Annotated in this window: 17 protein-coding genes; 4 read left to right on the forward strand and 13 right to left on the reverse strand. The window is 64.0% G+C overall.

Annotation, left to right across the window (positions count from 1 at the left end; all coding sequences use genetic code 11):
• The 11 genes from VF769_RS09745 to VF769_RS09795 form a co-directional block, all read right to left on the reverse strand.
• A partial coding sequence (locus VF769_RS09745; RefSeq protein ID WP_331008207.1) for an NAD(P)(+) transhydrogenase (Re/Si-specific) subunit beta occupies window positions 1-784 on the reverse strand: 784 nt, incomplete at its 3' end.
• A 12-nt stretch (window positions 785-796) separates the two neighbouring features.
• The gene (locus VF769_RS09750) at window positions 797-1,411 is read right to left on the reverse strand and encodes a hypothetical protein (protein ID WP_331008208.1); all 615 of its coding nucleotides are present in this window, start codon (window positions 1,409-1,411) and stop codon (window positions 797-799) included.
• Between the two features lies 1 nt (window position 1,412).
• Complete coding sequence (locus tag VF769_RS09755) at window positions 1,413-1,715, reverse strand: proton-translocating transhydrogenase family protein (RefSeq protein ID WP_135211395.1); 303 nt, start codon at window positions 1,713-1,715, stop codon at window positions 1,413-1,415.
• Window positions 1,716-1,761: 46 nt separating this feature from the next.
• A complete protein-coding gene (locus VF769_RS09760; protein WP_331008209.1) occupies window positions 1,762-2,112 on the reverse strand; it encodes a nuclear transport factor 2 family protein in 351 nt (116 codons plus the stop codon).
• Window positions 2,109-3,245, reverse strand: coding sequence for a Re/Si-specific NAD(P)(+) transhydrogenase subunit alpha (locus tag VF769_RS09765; RefSeq protein WP_331008210.1), 1,137 nt, complete (start codon window positions 3,243-3,245; stop codon window positions 2,109-2,111). Before VF769_RS09765 ends, VF769_RS09760 begins: the two co-directional genes overlap by 4 nt.
• Window positions 3,246-3,249: 4 nt before the next feature.
• A complete protein-coding gene (locus VF769_RS09770; protein WP_331008211.1) occupies window positions 3,250-3,555 on the reverse strand; it encodes an aa3-type cytochrome c oxidase subunit IV in 306 nt (101 codons plus the stop codon).
• Between the two features lie 86 nt (window positions 3,556-3,641).
• On the reverse strand, window positions 3,642-4,415 hold the full coding sequence (locus tag VF769_RS09775; RefSeq protein ID WP_331008212.1) for a metallophosphoesterase: 774 nt from the start codon (window positions 4,413-4,415) through the stop codon (window positions 3,642-3,644).
• 44 nt (window positions 4,416-4,459) lie between these two features.
• On the reverse strand, window positions 4,460-5,230 hold the full coding sequence (locus VF769_RS09780) for a sugar transferase (RefSeq protein WP_331008213.1): 771 nt from the start codon (window positions 5,228-5,230) through the stop codon (window positions 4,460-4,462).
• Window positions 5,231-5,489: 259 nt separating this feature from the next.
• Window positions 5,490-7,646, reverse strand: coding sequence for a GumC family protein (locus tag VF769_RS09785; protein WP_331008214.1), 2,157 nt, complete (start codon window positions 7,644-7,646; stop codon window positions 5,490-5,492).
• Between the two features lie 276 nt (window positions 7,647-7,922).
• A complete protein-coding gene (locus VF769_RS09790) occupies window positions 7,923-8,426 on the reverse strand; it encodes a hypothetical protein (protein ID WP_331008215.1) in 504 nt (167 codons plus the stop codon).
• Between the two features lie 77 nt (window positions 8,427-8,503).
• A complete protein-coding gene (locus VF769_RS09795; RefSeq protein ID WP_331008216.1) occupies window positions 8,504-9,067 on the reverse strand; it encodes a polysaccharide biosynthesis/export family protein in 564 nt (187 codons plus the stop codon).
• 142 nt (window positions 9,068-9,209) lie between these two features.
• On the opposite strand from VF769_RS09795, the gene VF769_RS09800 reads away from it, so the two are divergent.
• The 4 genes from VF769_RS09800 to VF769_RS09815 all read left to right on the forward strand — a co-directional run bounded on the left by VF769_RS09800 (window position 9,210) and on the right by VF769_RS09815 (window position 14,890).
• Entirely contained in the window at window positions 9,210-10,583 is a 1,374-nt protein-coding gene (locus VF769_RS09800; RefSeq protein ID WP_331008217.1) for an O-antigen ligase family protein, read from the forward strand.
• 401 nt (window positions 10,584-10,984) lie between these two features.
• The gene (locus VF769_RS09805) at window positions 10,985-11,671 is read left to right on the forward strand and encodes a hypothetical protein (protein WP_331008218.1); all 687 of its coding nucleotides are present in this window, start codon (window positions 10,985-10,987) and stop codon (window positions 11,669-11,671) included.
• 4 nt (window positions 11,672-11,675) lie between these two features.
• Window positions 11,676-12,959 (forward strand): hypothetical protein, encoded by a 1,284-nt coding sequence (locus VF769_RS09810; RefSeq protein ID WP_331008219.1) that lies wholly within the window; start codon window positions 11,676-11,678, stop codon window positions 12,957-12,959.
• Complete coding sequence (locus VF769_RS09815) at window positions 12,956-14,890, forward strand: alginate lyase family protein (RefSeq protein ID WP_331008220.1); 1,935 nt, start codon at window positions 12,956-12,958, stop codon at window positions 14,888-14,890. The genes VF769_RS09810 and VF769_RS09815 overlap by 4 nt, the downstream gene beginning before the upstream one ends.
• Here the strand turns inward: VF769_RS09815 and VF769_RS09820 are convergent.
• Window positions 14,887-16,143, reverse strand: a complete 1,257-nt coding sequence (locus VF769_RS09820) for a glycoside hydrolase family 5 protein (RefSeq protein ID WP_331008221.1) — start codon at window positions 16,141-16,143, stop codon at window positions 14,887-14,889. The two genes, VF769_RS09815 and VF769_RS09820, sit on opposite strands and share 4 nt — an antisense overlap.
• 21 nt (window positions 16,144-16,164) lie before the next feature.
• Complete coding sequence (locus VF769_RS09825) at window positions 16,165-17,481, reverse strand: nucleotide sugar dehydrogenase (protein WP_331008222.1); 1,317 nt, start codon at window positions 17,479-17,481, stop codon at window positions 16,165-16,167.
• Window positions 17,482-17,792 lie beyond the last annotated feature (311 nt).

Here is a 17,792-nt window from a genome sequence, read left to right on the forward strand (position 1 = left end):
TGATGTAGCTGAGGATCGCGCCCGAGGAGCCGACCAGTGCGCCTGTGATGATGAGCGCGACGTTCTCCAGCGTGAAGCCGAGAGCGGCCGCGGCCCAACCCGAATACGAATTGAGCATCGACACGACGACGGGCATGTCGGCGCCGCCGATCGGGATGATGAGCAAAACGCCAATCAGCAGGGAGAGGGCCACCAGCGCCCAATAGTGCCATTCCACCGTGCCGCCAGATTGCACCATCATGACAATGAGCGCGACGATGGCGAGCGCCAGGGCGATGTTGATGAGGTGGCGCGCGGGCAGCATGATCGGCGCACCGCTCATATTGCCGTTGAGCTTCGCGAACGCGATCACAGAGCCCGTGAAGGTGATGGCGCCGATCGCCGTGCCGAGCGAAAGCTCGATCAGCGACTGCATATGAATGTGCTCGCCTTCGGCGATGCCGAAGCTTTCCGGCGCATAGAACGCGGCCGCCGCAACCGCCACGGCCGCCAAGCCCACAAGCGAGTGGAACGCGGCCACGAGCTGCGGCATCTCCGTCATCTTGATCGAGCGGGCGATCACAGCGCCGATGCCGCCGCCAATGAGGATGGCGCCGCCGATGATCAGCATGGTCGTGGTGTCGAGATCGACCAGGAGCAGCGTCGTGACGATGGCGATGCCCATGCCGAGCATGCCGAAATTATTGCCCTGACGGCTCGTCTCCGGGCTCGAGAGCCCGCGCAGCGCGAGAATGAAGAGCACCCCGGAAACGAGATACAGAAGTGCGGCGAGATCAGCGTTCATGTCAGCCCCATGTCATCCCGGACGCCGCCAGCGCGACCAGCCGGAAAGTAGTGTCGCCGCAGGCGCGGCGAAGAAAACGACAGCGGCCAGCCACGTGGGCCAGTCGCGCAATTCCGTTGCGGCGAGGAACGCCAGCAGATTGCCGACGATCGGCACGAAGGCGAGGAAGAAGCCGACCACAGCCGACGGCCAGGCGCTCCAGCCAAAGGCGTTCTGAATCCAATCGCTCACGAAGGTGATCTGCAGGATGCAGAGCGCCACCCAGACGAGCGCGATCAAGCAGCCGATGCCGGCGCAGCCGCGCACTTGGATTTGCATGCGGCGCATTTCTTCGCGCGCACGTGTGCGGTCGAAGGTCTGCGGCGTGATGGTGGGTTCGTCGACGAGATTGTAGAGCGCACGTTGCGCGGCTTGGCGGAGTTCGTCGTCGTTGACGATTCCCTCTTCACGTACGTCGGCGACCTCAGCCTCGAAAGCTTCGACCGCTGCTTGCATGCCGGCGATGGCGCCGGGGACGCGGCCATTGGCGGCGCGCCACGCGTCGATGAAGCGACGCATGAAGGCCTCGGCGGACAGGCGTCCGTCGAGATAAGCTTCAAGGAGGGCGCGCCAATCCCCCGTGGTCACGTCACTTCTTTTCCTTCTTCTTGTACATCGCCAGCATGCGCTGGGTGACAAGGAAGCCGCCGAAGATGTTCACGGCGGCCAAGGCAGCAGCCAAGCCGCCCGCGCCCTTGGCGATCCAGCCGCCGTCGGCTTGCGCGCTTGCGGCCGCTGCGATCAGCGCGCCGACGATGATCACCGACGAAATCGCGTTGGTGACGGCCATCAGCGGCGTGTGCAGCGCCGGCGTCACCGACCACACGACGTAATAGCCGACGAAAATCGCCAGCACGAAAATGGCCAGATAGAAAACGAATGGATCGACCATGCTTACCCTCTCCCCAGAGGCGCGGCCAGCGTGCGCGAGCCTCTGCTTATGCTGTCTCGTAGGTGGCGTCGGCGCGGATGACCAAGCCAGCCAAATCCATTTCATGGGTTTCGGCCGCGCGTTCTCCGCGGTGATTGCGATAAATGAGCGTGTGCCCGCGCGCGCCGATCATAAGCCCTTCAGGCGTGAACGTCAGCGCCGGCGCGCGATCGAGCGCGCGTTCGAAATAGGCGCGCAGCATCGGCTTGCCGTGCACCACGCCGTCCGGCGAGAAGCCAAGGGCGGCGATGTACGGCGAGGAAAACTCGATGTCCTCGGCGTAGAGCGCGAGGATGGCTTCGAGATCGCGCGCGTTCCAGGCGGCGTAATAGCGCTGCGCGAACTCGGCGTCGTTCATGCCGCACTCGCGGGGGCAAAGTGCGGATGGATCAAGGCGCCGCCCTTCGACAGCATGGCGCCCTTGATGATCTCGTCGTCCCAAGCCGGGGCGAACGCCTTGCTCTCCTTGTCTGCGAGCAGCGGCAGCAGCGCGAGGAAGTTCTTGGCGTAAAGCGCCGAGGAATCCGCGGGCAAACGAGCGGGCAGATTGGTGAAGCCCATGATCTTCACGCCGTTCACTTCGACGAGTTCATCCGGCCTCGAGAGCGGGCAATTGCCGCCCTGCGCCACCGCGAGATCGATGATGACCGAGCCCGGACGCATCGATTTCGCCATCGCTTCGGTGACCAGCACCGGCGCGGGGCGGCCAGGGATCAACGCCGTGGTGATGACGATGTCCTGCTTGGCGATGTGTTCGGCAACGAGCGCTGCTTGCTTGGCCTGGTATTCCGCGCTCATCGGCTTCGCGTATCCGGCGGCGGTTTCGGCCTGCTTGAATTCTTCGTCCTCAACCGCGACGAATTTCGCGCCAAGCGACGCGACTTGTTCTTTCGTGGCCGGACGCACGTCCGTGGCGCTGACGACGCCGCCGAGGCGACGCGCGGTCGCGATCGCCTGGAGGCCGGCGACGCCGACGCCCATGATGAACGTCTTCGCGGCAGCCACCGTGCCGGCGGCCGTCATCATCATCGGCATGGCGCGGCCGTAGAGCGCAGCGCCCTCGATCACGGCGCGATAGCCGGCGAGGTTTGCTTGCGAGCTTAGCGCATCCATCGATTGCGCCCGGCTGATGCGTGGGATGAATTCCATCGCCAGCGCATCGATCTTGGCTTTCGCCAAAGCTTCAACCACACCGCGATCGCCGTAGGGCTCAAGCAGCGAGACGAAGCCCGCGCCCGCCTTCATGGCGCCGATTTCGGAATCGGTGGGGCGTCGCACTTTCACGACAAGGTCGGCGGCGCCGATGCCGCCATCGGCGACGATCTCCGCGCCGGCGGCTTTGAACTGATCGTCCGGCACGCTGGCGGCGACACCGGCGCCGGTCTGCACCGTCACACTGTGGCCAAGGCCGATGATCTTCTTCACCGTTTCCGGCGTGGCGGCGACGCGCGTTTCTCCGGCCGCGCTTTCCTTGAGAAAGGCGATCTTCAACGGATCAGCCCATCAAGCCGGCAAGCGCCGGAACCACAATGCCGCCAATGCCGAGGATCACCCAGAGCGCGATCTGGACGGCCCAATAGACGCCCGACATACGGAAGAACAGGCCGACCGCCGCGCCGATCGCGACGAAGGCGAACAGCCCCGGCCACCAGCCGAAACCAATTGCGAACGCCAGCGTCAGCAACGCCACCGCCTGCGCAATGAGCCCCCCGCCCCAGATCGAGGCGATCAAAAAGCCATGAAACGTGTCGCGCTGGTCCTGAATGTCCATCTCACCGCGCGCGTGGCCGCCTGCCGCCATTTCCAATGTCTCCTCGCAGAACTCTCTCGACCGGCGGGTGTAAACCGCGCCGCTGGCGGTCACAATAGGTCCAGGACCTGCGCAAATCAGCGCGACCGATCGGTCACGGAAACGAATGTCACCTCGGGTCCCTCGAACCGCGCGGCGGTAAGAACGCCGGTGGCGTAGGCGCCGGTGTCGACGCCCACGCGGCGTTTGTCGGCGAAGGGCTGGTCGGCGGGGGTATGACCATGGACAACCCGGTGGGAGAAGCGCCGGCGGCTCTTCAAAAACCGCTCGCGGATCCAGTACAGGTCGCTCTCGTGCTGCCTCTCCAACCGCCGTCCCGGGGCCACGCCGGCGTGGACGAAGGCATAGCCGCCATATTCCGCGTAACGTTCAAGCCCTTGAAGGAAAGTCAGATGCTCCCCGGGCAGTGCGGCGCGCAAGCTGGCGGCCGCGGCAACGCACTCGGCCTCGGTCGCGTGCATCGGCGATGGGGGCGCGACGCCGTAGGATTTTAGGGTCTCAACCCCGCCATGCAGCAGCCATGCCCTGTGTCTTTGCGGCTCGTCCATGAAGGCCAGCATGGCCTGCTCATGATTGCCGCGCAGATAGCGGCGCTCGAACGGATGCGGCCGACCGCTGATCAGCAGATCGAGCACCCGGGCGCTGTCCGGCCCACGATCGACATAATCTCCTAGAAAAACAATGATCGGCGCGCCGCCTTCGCGCATCTCCGCTGCAGCGCGCTCCTCCATAAGGTGAAGCATTTGCGCCAGCAGATCGGCGCGGCCGTGGATGTCGCCGACAGCGAAACCGACACGCGAGGCAGTGAAGAGCGGCGGCTCTATGCGCTGGAACAGCCCGAAGAAACTCATGAACCTTGATTATGCCCGCGCCAACGGGCCGATAAAGCCCAAGGTCAGATCGCGCCAGGGTCCTTGCGCACGACCAGCAGCGCCGTGCGCCACAGAATTTCGATGTCACCCCAGAACGACCAAGCCTTGGCGTAGTCGACATCATGGCCGGTTCGCGCGATCACCTTGTCGGCCGTTTCGGTTGGACCACGGCAACCGGACACTTGCGCCAGACCTGTAATCCCGGGGCGCGCGGCGAAGCGCTGCGGATAGCGCGGATCAATTTCGGCGAACTCGCGATCGTGCGCGAGCGCGTGCGGGCGCGGGCCGATCAGCGACATATCGCCCTTCAGCACATTGAACAGCTGCGGCAGCTCATCCCAGCTCATGCGACGTAGGAAGCGACCAAGCGGCGTAATGCGCTCGTCACCCGCCTGCACCTGTTTCACCGACTTGCCGCTCTCGGCGCAGACCATCGTACGGAACTTGTAAATCTCAAACGGCTTGCCGTCGAAGCCGCCCCGCTCCTGCTTGAAGATCGCGTCGCCGCCATTGCGTTCGATGCGCACCAGCAGCCACAGCAGACTCAACAATGGGGCGAGTAGAATGATCCCTACACTTGCGGCGGAAAGGTCGAACGCCCGCTTCAACGCACCGCCAACGGGAGCAGCGCGCACTTCGCGCGACTTGCGACGCCACAATTGCGGATCCGTCTCGATGATCGTGGCCGACGGCTGGACGCCGACAACGGCTTCAGCAGCGACCGCACGCATGCGGTCTGCGCTGCGTTGGCGGCTTTGCGCCTCCGCATCAGTCGTGCTCAGGTGATCGAGCATTTCAAATCCCCACCGCAACCGGCCGTCAGCGCTTCTGTCGACATGCCTTACGGATTGCTTACCAAAACGAAATCTCGCGCGAGAATGCAAGCGGACAATTGTGTTTGGACGCCGATTTTCCGTGATTTTCGTGCGGTTCGCTAAATTCGCCACAGCGTAAGCGCGCGCCGCCCGTCAACCTCCATTTGATAGCAGAGGCTAACGCGCGGCGCGCGATCTTAAGCTTCGAAAACTGTGGATCGAGCGCGAATTTCTCGCGTCACGCCTCGTAGTACGAACCCATATGATAAGAATATCCGGGCACGCGCGTATCGACGTTGTTCAAAATCAATCCGAGCACATTGTCGCGTGTCGACGTCAATTGCTGCAACGTCGCGCGCACCGCGTGCACTGGGGTTTTCTCCCAGCGCGCCACGATCACCGTGGAATCCGCGAGCGAAGCGATCACGCGCGTTTCCGCGACAGCCAACACGGGCGCGCAATCTAGCAAGATCAGATCGTAATGGTTGCGCAGTTCCGCGATCAGGTTCGCCATCTCGCCGGAACCGAACACGTCGTCCGGGATGAAGCGCGACTCCCGCAGGGGCAGAACGTGCATGCCGCTCGGCTCGTCCAGCACAACCACATTGCGCCAATCGGCCTCACCGCTCAGAACCTGTAGCAGCCCGTCTTGCGGCTCGATGTTGAGCACCTCTTTCAGCGAGCGGCGGCGGAGGTCGCAATCGATGATCAGCACTTTCTGCTGCGACAAGGCCGAGGCGCGCGCCAAGCACAACGACACCGTCGTCTTACCCTCGTTCGGCAGCGCCGATGTCACCGCGACGACCTGGTTCTTCGTATTGGTGTTGCCGTACACGATCGAGGTTCGCGCCACGCGCAGGGATTCCGTGAACGCCGACATTTGACGTTCGACCAAATAGCCAGCTGGATGCTGCGCGTGCTCCGGCAAGGTCTGCATTTCCTTGCGCCGGAGCCTCGGCACCGAAGACAACACCGCGACGCCGAGCTTCTCTTCGACTTCATCGGCGCTGCGGAACCCTTCGTCCAGCGCCTCCGCTAGCACGCCAACGCCAAGCCCCAGGGCGAGACCGACGGCGATCGAGAGCAACAGCGCCATGCGCAATTGCGGCGAACTCTTGCGCGTGGGCAACGTCGCCGAGGACACCAATTGCGTCGTGGTCGTGCGCAAATTGCCTTGGTCGCTGATCTCGTGGAACCGCTCCAAGAAAGATTCATAGACGCTGCGTGCAGCTGCGGCTTCGCGCTCCAGCTCCCGCAAACGCACCAGCGCGTCCGAATTGCCGGCGAGCTGACCGCGCACGTCGCCCAGATTGCCCTGCAACGTGGCCAAACGCGCGCGGGCGATTTCGACTTCATTGCGCAGGCTCGCGGCCACGCGGGTCACTTCGGCGTTGATCTGATTTTGGATGTCTTGGCGTTCGGCCCGCACGTTCTGGACGGTGGGGTGCAACTCGCCATAGCGCGATTCAGCATCGGCTTGTCGGCGCGCGATATCGGATTCACGCGCGCGCAATTGCGCGATCACCGGCGAGCTCAGCACGCCTGCGATCGTGTCGGCGCTGCCGCCGCTCTGGATCACTTGCTGCAGCTGGCGGTATTGCGCTTCCTTCTCGGCAAGGTCGGCGCGCGCTTGCAGCACGCTGCCTTGGATTTCCGTGGTCTGCTGCTCGGTGAACAGCACGCCTTGCGTGGACAGCAAACCGGACTCGGCGCGGAAGCGTTCGGCCGCCTCTTCCTTGCGTTGCACGTCATCGCGCAATTCCGCGAGCCGCTGCGAAAGCCATGAATTGGCCCGCTCCGCCGTCTCGAAACGCGACTCCAATTGATAGGCCAGGTAGAGTTCCGCCAAGCTGTTCGCCATGTCGGTGGAGAGCTGCGGGCTTTCGGTCTCCGCGCGCACCTCGACCGCGAAGCTGGACGCCCGACGGCGCACGCTGATCGCGCCCGACACCGCGTTAATCACGGACTGGCGGCGCTGCGCGATTTCCAACGGGTCGGTGCTGGTCTCACCCGCGGGCGGGTTCGCAAGCCCAAGTGAATCCACCAAGCGCCCCATGAGCATGGGCGACGTCAAAACTTCAATATGGGACTCAACGATTGCCGACGCCGGGATCAGATCGTTCCCGGTAACCATCTGTTCTTGGGACAGAACACGCTCTTGTCCCGGATTGATCAGCAGAATGGCGGAGGCCGCGTATTTGGGCGGCTGCATCATCTGCGCGACAAACAGGATCGAAGCGATCACGCCGGCGACCGCGCCAATCAGCATCCAGCGGCGCACCAAGAACGCGAGCACCCATTTGATAATGGACATGCTGCGACCGCCGCCTTTCGGCTCGGGCGCCGAAACGGTGTCCAGTTCATCGACCGGCTGACGGATGGTTATCAAATTCATCTACTGCACCCAGAAGCCGCGAGATCGTCCCTCACAGCGATTGCTTTGGCTGACGGCTCATCCTCCAAAGCAATTTCCTAGCCACGAATTCTCGCGCCAGGGGATCGAGCCCGAGTCCCTTGTTCGACTCTGAGACGCCCATCACCGTCTCCGTCGATTTCGCCTCGGACGCGAAAACCAGCCTCTCGCGTCTGCGCCTGGGCTGGCTTTGGGGCAATTTCCTCCAACGGCGCACCCGCCTGCCACGCCCCCGCGGCAGGCCCGCGCGCGAACCACTCAGGTTTGCGGATAACCAGGCCCGCCGCCGCCCCCGACGGGCTGGCCGTCGCCAAAGAAAGGCGGCGTATCCGCGACGGTCGGCTCCTCAGGCGCCAAGCTCGTTTGTTCGAACGCGCCGCGCGAACGCCCGAGCGCCACATCGATGGCGCCGCAGGGATGCTCTTGCGCAGAGACTTCGCGGACGGCGGCGAAAGCTGTGTAGTGGTCGGCGCCGGCCGTTACATCCATAATGCGCGTCATGGCTTCGGACTCGCTCAGACAACCGCCTGAAAGGAGCGACGCCTGAAGAGTTGAGGACAATTCGCTGATGCGCTCCGGCAGTGGCGCGATAACTGGCGCGGCGGTCGGCTCGGCTGCGGCCGACGCGGCGACGGGCAGGAGCGATTGCGCGCTGCTGGCGCGCTGCGCGCCAGCGTACGGATCAGCCAGCGGCTGCACTGAAAACCAGGCCGAGGCCAGCACACCTGCGGCCAGCACTCCTACGAATGCACTTCTGCGCATGACGCCCACCTCAATTGGCTGGTTACCAATTTCTTAAGACCCGCCTATGACGGAAGTCCAGCCAATTCGCCCAAAAATCAGAACAATCGCTCGCCGATACGAACAGTGTCACCCGGCTGCACCGGTGTCGTCGTCGTTAACGGATAGACGCGTTCCTGGTCCTCCCAGGCATGCTTGATGAACACACGGCGCCGATCAGCGCGATAGGTGAAGCCTTGCGCAGTCGCCACCGCGTTCAGCACGGTCAGATTCGCCGAATAGGGGTAAGTGCCAGGGGTCCGTACCTCTCCCAGGATAAAAAATGGTCGGTACGTGAGAACTTCCACAGCGACGTTAGGCTGTCGAACAAATCCCTGTTCCAGAGCGGCGCGTAGAGCCGCCGTGAGTTCGCTGATCGTCTTCCCCCCGGCAGCGACATTGCCCACCAGCGGGAAAGCGATGTCCCCCTGAGGGTTAATCAGATATGGCCCGGTGAGTTCGGCCTCGCCGAAGACGGTGATGCGCAATTGGTCCCCTGGGCCGAGACGATACTCGGTGACCTCGACCCCGGAATCACCGGTGGGGATTGTGGATGCGCACGCGCTGGCGGCGCCGGCCAACAGGCCGCCCAGGAAGACGCGCCGCGTACCTTTGAAAGCCATTCACCAACTCCTCAGCGGCCCCAGCCGCGACGTGTGGCTAATACACAAGCAAGACCAGCGCCACACGGTAGAGATGCGCCGCCCCATAAAGACGTGGCCAGCGGCTTGCATGTGACCGCTCCAAATGGGCTAGGAGCAAGTGATGAACGCGCGGGCGTCCGCCGTGGGTCTTGGACAACCGGGGGCTGTGGCCGCCCTCGGCCTGACCCTGGTCGCGCTCTGTCTGGGCGGCGCGCAATCCGCCGCGGCGGCGGCCTCGCTGGCGATGCTCCTGTCTCTGGTGTTGGTTTTTGTCGCCGCCCGCTCCTCGGGCGAGGCGCTCGTGCGGTTCGTGAATCAATACTGGCTTTCGATCATCGCCGCCGTCCTCTTCATCACCTACGCCACCGCCACCGCCTGGATCGCCCCCTCCGGAGTCTCGCCATTCCAAGGTCTGTGGCATCCGTTATGGCGTGAGATGGGACTTGACCACGGCGCGATTTCGATCGCGCCTTATCGCACGATCGAGGGTGTCGTCTCCCTATTCGCTCCACTCGCCGCGTTCGCACTTGGAGCACTCAGCGTTCGGACGCGCGAAGACAGACGCGCACTGTCGATGCTGCTTGTGGCCGCCGCCGCCATTCTGGGGGCGCTTTCGATGTATTGGCTGCTGACCGGGGCCGACACACGTTTGATGGCGCAATTCGGCAGCGCCAATGCAGCCGCGACGACCTTTGGCGTACTCGCGTTGCTTCTAACCGCGCGCTTATTGCGCGCCTCTCGTCGTCCCAGCGCGCGCGTTGTCGCCCAAGTGCCGCCGCAATGGCGCGCGATCGCGGCGCCCCTCTCGGCGCCGCTGACGTTCTGCGTGCTGGCGCTCACGCTTGCGTGCCTGTTGCTGACCGGCTCGCGCGCTGGAATCCTCGCCACGATCGTCGCCTTCGCCATTTTCGCTGTGTTGATTTGGGCCCCTTGGCGACGCGCGCCCGATAGCGCGCCTTTTTCGCGCGGCACACTCCTGATCATCGCCGCCCTCGCCCTCGTATTGCTCGTCTCAGGCGGCCAGATCCTATTTTCACGCATGTTGCACGTCGACGCTGACGCCAGCGTCCGCACGACGTTGCTCGACATGCATTGGCGCATCTTCCTCGATCGCCCGTGGATCGGTCATGGGCTCAACACATTTCACGAACTGAACGCACACTATTTGACGCCCGACACGTGGCGCGACGCGGGTTACGTGGGCTCTACCCACAACATTTATGTTCAAGCGCTGGAGGAAGTCGGCATCGTTGGCTTCATTCTGCTGACGCTCATGATGGCGCCGGTGCTGCTCAAGACAGGCGCCAACGCCGTGTTCAGGCGTTCTGGTTCGGAATGGGCGGCGGCGGCGTTCGCCGGGGCGGCTTTGGCGCTCATCCACGGCGTGGTCGATTTTGGATTTCAGACGCCTGCGATCGCGGCGCTTGTCATGTTCTCTGTTGGCGCGTTTTCGAACGGTGCGGCCGTCAAAAGATCAATAGAGCCAAACCAATGATCCCCGCCCAAAGCAGCAAGCTGACGGCAATCGCCGCCAATACCGAGAGATACACCGGCAGCCCGCGACCCGCGGCCTTCGTTACGACCGGCGCGTCAGCCCGCTCCGCGCGACGGGGCGGCTCAGCGGGAAGCGGATGAACTCGCGTCATCAACATGATTGGAGCCCCACAATTCGGGCAAAAGCTTAACACTATGGATCGAAATGCAGTTCCTAACTCGTAAACAGGCCAGTCGGTTCCGAGACACTTAATGAACGGGCAACGAAACCCCGGCGCCAGATCGTCGCCTGACGGCGATGGCATCTTGCATGCTCGTCCGGCGGGTAGGCGTCGGCGCGACTCGCGTAAGCATGATAAGCGCGAAGCGGCCAATCCGTCTGTAGCGCCTCCGGCCTATGTCATGGCGCTGCGCTGGGTGTTCTGTGTCAGCGCGCTGGCGATGGCGCTCGGATCGGCGATGGTGTTCGAATCATCGCGTGCGGCGACGAGCGCTCTAGCCTCGGCCCAGGCCGCCCTGCTGGAAGGCGATCAGAATGCGCGCGTCGGCGACCTGCTCTCGGCGGCGCACATGGTTGAAAACAGCTGGGCCCGGCCCGGCGCATGGCACGCAGGCGCCCAGGAAGCGCTGTCATGGACCTACGCCGCGCTCGACGCGCAGGCGCCAGACAGCGACTTCCGCGCGCGCTCCATCCTCAACGCCGAACGCACCATTTTTCGCGCACCGATACAGCCCGCGCCCTGGGCGCGTTTGGCGGCGTTCGACGTCGAGGGCGACGCCAACGCCATATGCGCCGCCGACGCGTGCCTCGCGCGCAGCTGGCTCGCCGTCGAGATGGCGCCGCTCGCAACCTATTGCACGCGCCTGCGTCTCGGGCATGAACTTGGACTGGTCGGCGGCGCCGACGATCCGCGCATCCAGGCGCTGGCCCGCGTGAACGTCCGCCCGGAAGCGCTCGCGCAATGCCTCAATTATCTGCGGCGCGAGGAATTGCTGGACGCGCTGTTGCAGCAGCAGCTCCAATCGGCGGAGCGCATGCGCATCGCGCGCGAAACCGGCGTCTCGCCTCACACCCGACCATACGAGTGAGCGCATGCTTGGGCTGATCAAAAAGATATCGCCAATCCAACAATTGGCCCGCCGCGCGCCGCCCTTCTACCCGGCCGCGCGCGACTTCTTGCGCCGCCATGACGGCATGAGCGCAAGCGCCCGCGCCGACGAACACCGCAGACTCGAAAGCGCGCTCGTGACCGCAGCCCGCAACGCGCGCGCATACGCGGACCTTTCAGACCTCGCCTCCGCGCCGCTGCTGACGAAGGGCGAAGTCCGCGCAAATCCTTCGCACTATCGCGCCAAGACTTTGCTTCCCGTCTCCGCCGGCCGTACGTCGGGCACATCGGGCGCTTCGCTCGAGGTCGCGCGCTCTTTTGCGCAAGTCATGTTCGAGCAGGCGGTGATCGATTGGCTTGTGGCCAAAGCCGGCCTCAACTTCGCGACCGCCAAGGTCGCCGTGCTGCGCGCTGATACAATCAAACCGCCCGAAGATCGCGCCCCACCGTACTGGAAAATCAGCGCCGATCGCCGCATCGCCACGCTCTCCGCACACCATTTGGACGACGAGACGTTTCCGGCCTACGCCGACATGCTCGACGCGTTCGCGCCGGACGTGCTCTACGCTTATCCTTCGATGGCGATCGCGCTCGCGACGCTTTCGACGCGCGCCAAGCGGCCGCTACGCTTCAAGCTGGCGCTGACCTCCTCCGAGGAATTGCCGCCGCCCTCACGTGCGAAGCTGGCGGATGTGTTTGGCGCCAAGGTGATCGATTATTACGGTCAGGCGGAGCGCGTCGCCTTCGCCTATTCCACCGAACCCGGCCAATATGTCTTCCATGCCGGCTATGGCAAAGTTGAGCTGTTGCGCGACGCTGGCGGGGCCGTCGAGATCGTCGGCTCGAACTATCACAATCGCGCGCAATTCCTGCTGCGCTATCGCACCGGCGACCAGATCGTGCTCGGCGCCAGCAGCGACCTCGACGCCATTGCCCGCGGCGAGGTCTCGTTCGCAGGCGTTAGCGGCCGCGCGAGCGACGTCGTCTACGGGCCTGCCGGCGAAGTCTTCCTCGGTTTGAACCACATCCCCAGACCTTTCGACCAGATCGAGGGCTTGCAGATCGTGCAAACCGGCCCCGGCAAAGTGCGCATCCTTGTGCGCTCCGAACAAGATCGCTCGGACGCCCTCGCCGCGCAGATCCTGGCCACGGCTCGCACCAAGATCGGCCCGGTCGTGGATATCGAGCTCGCGTTCGTTGACGCATTCCATAAAAGCGCTGCAGGAAAGCAGCCGTTTGTCATTCACGAGTGGAAGCCGGCGGCGTGAGCACATCATCCAAGGGCGGGCGCTTCGCATGGTACGTGCGCCGCCTCGCCAGCATGTCGCCGCCGGAGGTCGCGCACCGCATCATCGAACGCGGCAAGCAATTCGCCGACAGCCGGACGAATTGGAGCTGGGACAGCTTCAAGTTCGAAGGCGCCATCGCCCCGTTGCCGGGGCTGCGCGTTGAAGAGTGCGCGAAGAACCTTACAGAGCTCATCGAACGCGATGCGCGCGCGACTCTGAGCGGCGACATCGCGTTTCTCTCCGCTGAGTGGCCAAGGCCGGCGCAACGCGATTGGTGGCGCACCAATCTGTGGTCGCTCGATCCGGCGTCAGGCAAGCATTGGCCGGGGCGCGGCCAACGCGCTTCGAAAAGCGCCTATCGTCATGCTGAAGGTTTCGGCGACGTCAAATTTGTCTGGGAGATCAACCGGCTCCAGTTCCTGATGCCCCTCGCCGTCGCGGCGCATCGCGACCAGGACCAAGCGCTCGCCGCCGATATTGCGGACGTGATCGAGGGCTGGATGGACTCCAATCCGCCCTATGACGGCGTAAATTGGACCAACGGCATCGAATTCGCGACGCGCGTGATCGTCGCGATCTTTGTGAACACTTTGATTGCTGATCTCGCGCCGCTGCGCTTCGCGCCGCGTCTGCGCCAATTTCTCGCCGCGCATGTATGGATGTTGGGGCGCTATCCCTCACTCTTCTCTTCGGCGAACAATCACCGCGTCGCCGAACTCGCCGCGCTCTATATCGCTTACACCTGTGCGCCAACCTTGCCAGGCGCGTCGCGACGCGCGCACGAGGCGGACGCGCTCGAACGCGAAGTGCTCAGACAATTCCACGCGGACGGCGTCGGCGCCGAACAATCGCCGACCTACGCCGCCTATTCGCTTGAATGGTTCGCGCTCGCCGCGCTGTGTGGTGAAGCAAGCGGCGATCGGCGCTCGGCGTCATACAGGACGCGCCTCCGCGACGCCGCTCGCCACCTGCGCTGGATGATGGACGATGCGGGGCGCACGCCGGCGATCTGCGATGACGACGAAGGCCGCGTCGTCGCGTTGGGGCCAAAGCACGATTACCTCTACCCGGCCGCCATCTGCGCCACGATCGCGCGCTGGCTGAACGATGGCGAGAGTGCGCCGCCGCCGCAGGCGCCGACCTTGTTTGATGCGTTCAGCTCAGCACGTGCGCCGACAACCATCGCGCCAAAGGGTCAACGTACGTTCGCCGAAGGCGGCTACAGTGTCTGGCGCATTCCGACCGCGCATGGCGACGCCATGCTCGCCATCGACCACGCGCCGCTCGGATTTCTCTCGATCGCGGCGCATGGCCATGCCGATGCGCTCGCGGTGTGGCTGCACATTGGCGGCGAGCCGGTTATCATCGACGCCGGCACCTACCTCTATCACACCCACAACGACGCTCGTGATCGCTTCCGCGGCACACGCGCGCACAATACGCTGTGCCTCGACGGCCAGAACCAGAGCCGCATTGCGGGGCCGTTCAACTGGTCGCAGCATGCCAAAGCGCGGCTCCGCTCAGGCGCGCCCGACTTCCACGCTGACCATGATGGTTATCTTGCCTCACACGGCGTAAAGCACGTGCGAAGTGTGCACGTCGACGGCGCGCGCATCACCATCGCCGACGGCATAGAGGGCGCCCTCACCGCCCCGGCCAAATGGTCGGCCGGCTTTACGTTCCACCAAACCGCGACGGTCGAAACACGCGAGGACGGCGCGATTGTCACAATGCCGACTGGCGCACGCCTGCAGATTGAAATGCACCTTGCCAATGCCGGCAAGATCGCGCTTGAGCGCGTTGATGTCTCCCCCGGGTTCGGCAAACTCGCCAAGGCGCCAAGGCTTGTCGCCAGCGGCGAGATCGTAAGCGCCGGCGCCGTGCTCACCACCATCTTCGATATAATCTAGTCGGCGTTTAGCCCCAACGCGCGCAGTGACGGCAGATCGAACGCGAGCACGTCCTCTTCGTCGACCAGCGCCATGCCGCCATCACCGCGATAGGTCCAAACCGACCAGCCAAAGCCGTTCGCCTCCGCCGCCTCACGTATGGTGCGCAGCCAAAGCGTGCGGTGTTCATCGAGCGCGCCGCGATACTGCCGATGAAACCGCACCACGCCAAACTCGCCCAGCAGGATGGCGCCGCGCGGCACGCCGTGCGTATCCGCCCAACGGGCTACGGCCTCAAAATCCGCTTGGATACGCGTTTGACCGTTGTCCTCACTGAAATACTCACGCAGCGCACGCTCCGCGCGTTCCGTGGCGCGGACGCGTTCGCTCGCCGCCAAGGCGCGGTCACTGCGCACGCGCTCGCGCGCGGCCGCCAATTCAGCATCGAGCGAGCCGGCGCTCGGCGGCCAGGGCAGCTTGCTCATGTGGCGAGCCGGCTCGATCACAGTCTGGTGGGTGAACAAGGACGGCCCGTAATAGTGGAATGTATAGATCAGTCGCTCATCATCGAATGGCGCCGATTCAAGCAGGCCGGCCTGCCCACCCGACATGTGGCCTGACACAATCAGCGGCAATCGCGGCGCCGCCGAGCGCGCCGCGGCGATCATGCGTGTATTCATCGCGCGCCAGCGCTGCGCCGCGCCCATGCCCCATGCCTGCGGCTCGTTCATCAGCTCGAACGCTACGCCCGCATCGAAGTGCGCCAACGTCGCGGCCACCTCGCCCACCACCTCCACGTAACGGCGAAACACCAGCGATCCTGCGCCATTCCAGAGGCGCTCACCCGTATAGGCCGGATTGCGCGACGTGGGGTGAAGATCGACAACAACGTTCAAATCGTGCGCGCGAAACCGATCGACGCGATCGGTGAGGATCGCCGCAAGCTCACGGGAACGGCGGCCGTCGCTGGCCATGAAGATGTCTGGCGCAACGGTGAGCCGAACGAAATCGAACCCGACCCGGCGCAGGTTCGCCATTTCCTCGTTGGAGCTTTGGTAATCGTGACGTGTGAACGGCGGCCAGCGATAATCCTCGCCGTCGAACTCGGCCCAGTTCAGCATGTGGTGCACGCCAATCCCGCGCCGCAAAGGGAGCGGGTTGAGGCGAACGATTTGCGCTGCTGCGGGCTGAGAGCACGCCGCAACGCTCGCCAGCCCGAGCGCCGCGCCACGCCGCGTCATCGTCGAAACAGAGTCAAACGGGTCGTCGGTCATCACCACGCCCGTTTAGCAAACTTACCAGCAGATGCCGAAATAATCTTTGCGGTCGCGCCATTCGGGCGGCAGGCCAGCAAGATCGATGATGGTCTTGCCTTCAAGTTTCGCGGGATCCACGCCCTTCAGCAGCTTCGCGTGGCCAACAATAATGGTGTCAGAGAAGGCAAGCACCTGGTCCAAGTCTTCGCGCAGCATACGCGAGATGTGCGGCAAGAGATCGAGGATGTAGGCCAGGTTCGCGCCCGTCAGACGCGACATGCGCACATTGGCGTCATAGATCGCAATGTCGTAGCCCTTGCCGAGCAAGCGCTCAGCCAGAACGACGTGGGGGCTTTCGCGCAGATCGTCCGTATCCGGTTTGAAGCTGACCCCGAGGAAACTGACGCGACGGTTCACGTTCTTCAAGCGCGTGACCAGTTGGAACGCCTGGTCGATCTGCACGTCGTTGGCCGCGCCCGTGCCGTCAAGCACTGGCGTTGGCACGTTGAGCTGACGGGCCGCGAAGCGAAGCGCGCGCAGATCCTTTGGCAAGCACGAGCCGCCATAAGCGAAGCCCGGGCGCATATAGGCCTTCGAGATGTTCAGGCGCGCGTCGGAAACCAGCGCCTCCATCACTTCGACGCCATTGACGCCGTGCGCCTTGCAGATGTTGCCGACCTCGTTGGCGAAGCTGATCTTCAGCGCATGCCAGGCGTTGCAGAAATATTTGATGCCTTCGGCCGTACGCATATCGACGCGTTGGACGCGGTCGCGCGTGCTTTCCTGCAGCGAGCTCAGGCGCTCGAATGTCGCGTCGTCGCGCGCGCCGAATACGATGAGGCCTGGATCGTCGTAATCCTTGATCGCGCTGCCCTCGCGCAGAAACTCTGGATAATAGCCGATGCCGAAGCCCTTCCCGGCCTTCATGCCGGACGCCGCTTCGAGCGCCGGGATGACAACGCCATCCATCGTTCCGGGCAGGATCGTTGAGCGCACGACCACAGAATAATTGCCCTTACGCTTCTTCAGCGCCGCGCCGATCTGCTCCGCGACGCGCAGCACATAATTCAACTCAAGGCTGCCGGCTTGGGTCGATGGCGTGCCCACGCAGATGAGGCACATCTCCGTCTCGGCGACGGCGGCCGCGACATCCTCGGTCGCGCGTAGACGACCGGCGGCGACGGCCTCTTGGGTTACTTCCGGCAGGCCCGGCTCAATGATCGGCGCCTGGCCCGCGAGGATCGCCTTCACCTTGGTTGGATTCACATCGACGGCGACCACCTCGTGCCCGTCGCGCGCCAAGCAGGCGGCCGAAACCGCCCCAACGTAACCAATCCCGATGATTGCGACCTTCATAGAAACTCCACGCATCCCCGCGCCTCGCAAACTCGGTGCGCGGCGGCAAGGCAAGATTTTTTGTCGCCGCGCCTGAGACAGCGGCCTTTCTGCTCTGGGCGAATGCAAGAACGCCGCCAGCGCCCATGGTTAATCCGCGCTAAGCTTTATCACTAACAAACGTGCTGAACCGGCACACAGCGCGCCGGCGCCACCGCTCGCAATCGGGGGGCCCCATGAGCCCAGTTGTTGCATAGAGACAAGAACACCCCCTCCGGGCTTCGCCCAACGTCCCATTTTGTCCCTTCCGGCGCGAGTTTTGTTGCAATGCA

It is taken from the genome of Vitreimonas sp., assembly GCF_036392335.1.
In the GTDB taxonomy this organism is placed as follows: domain Bacteria; phylum Pseudomonadota; class Alphaproteobacteria; order Caulobacterales; family Aquidulcibacteraceae; genus Vitreimonas.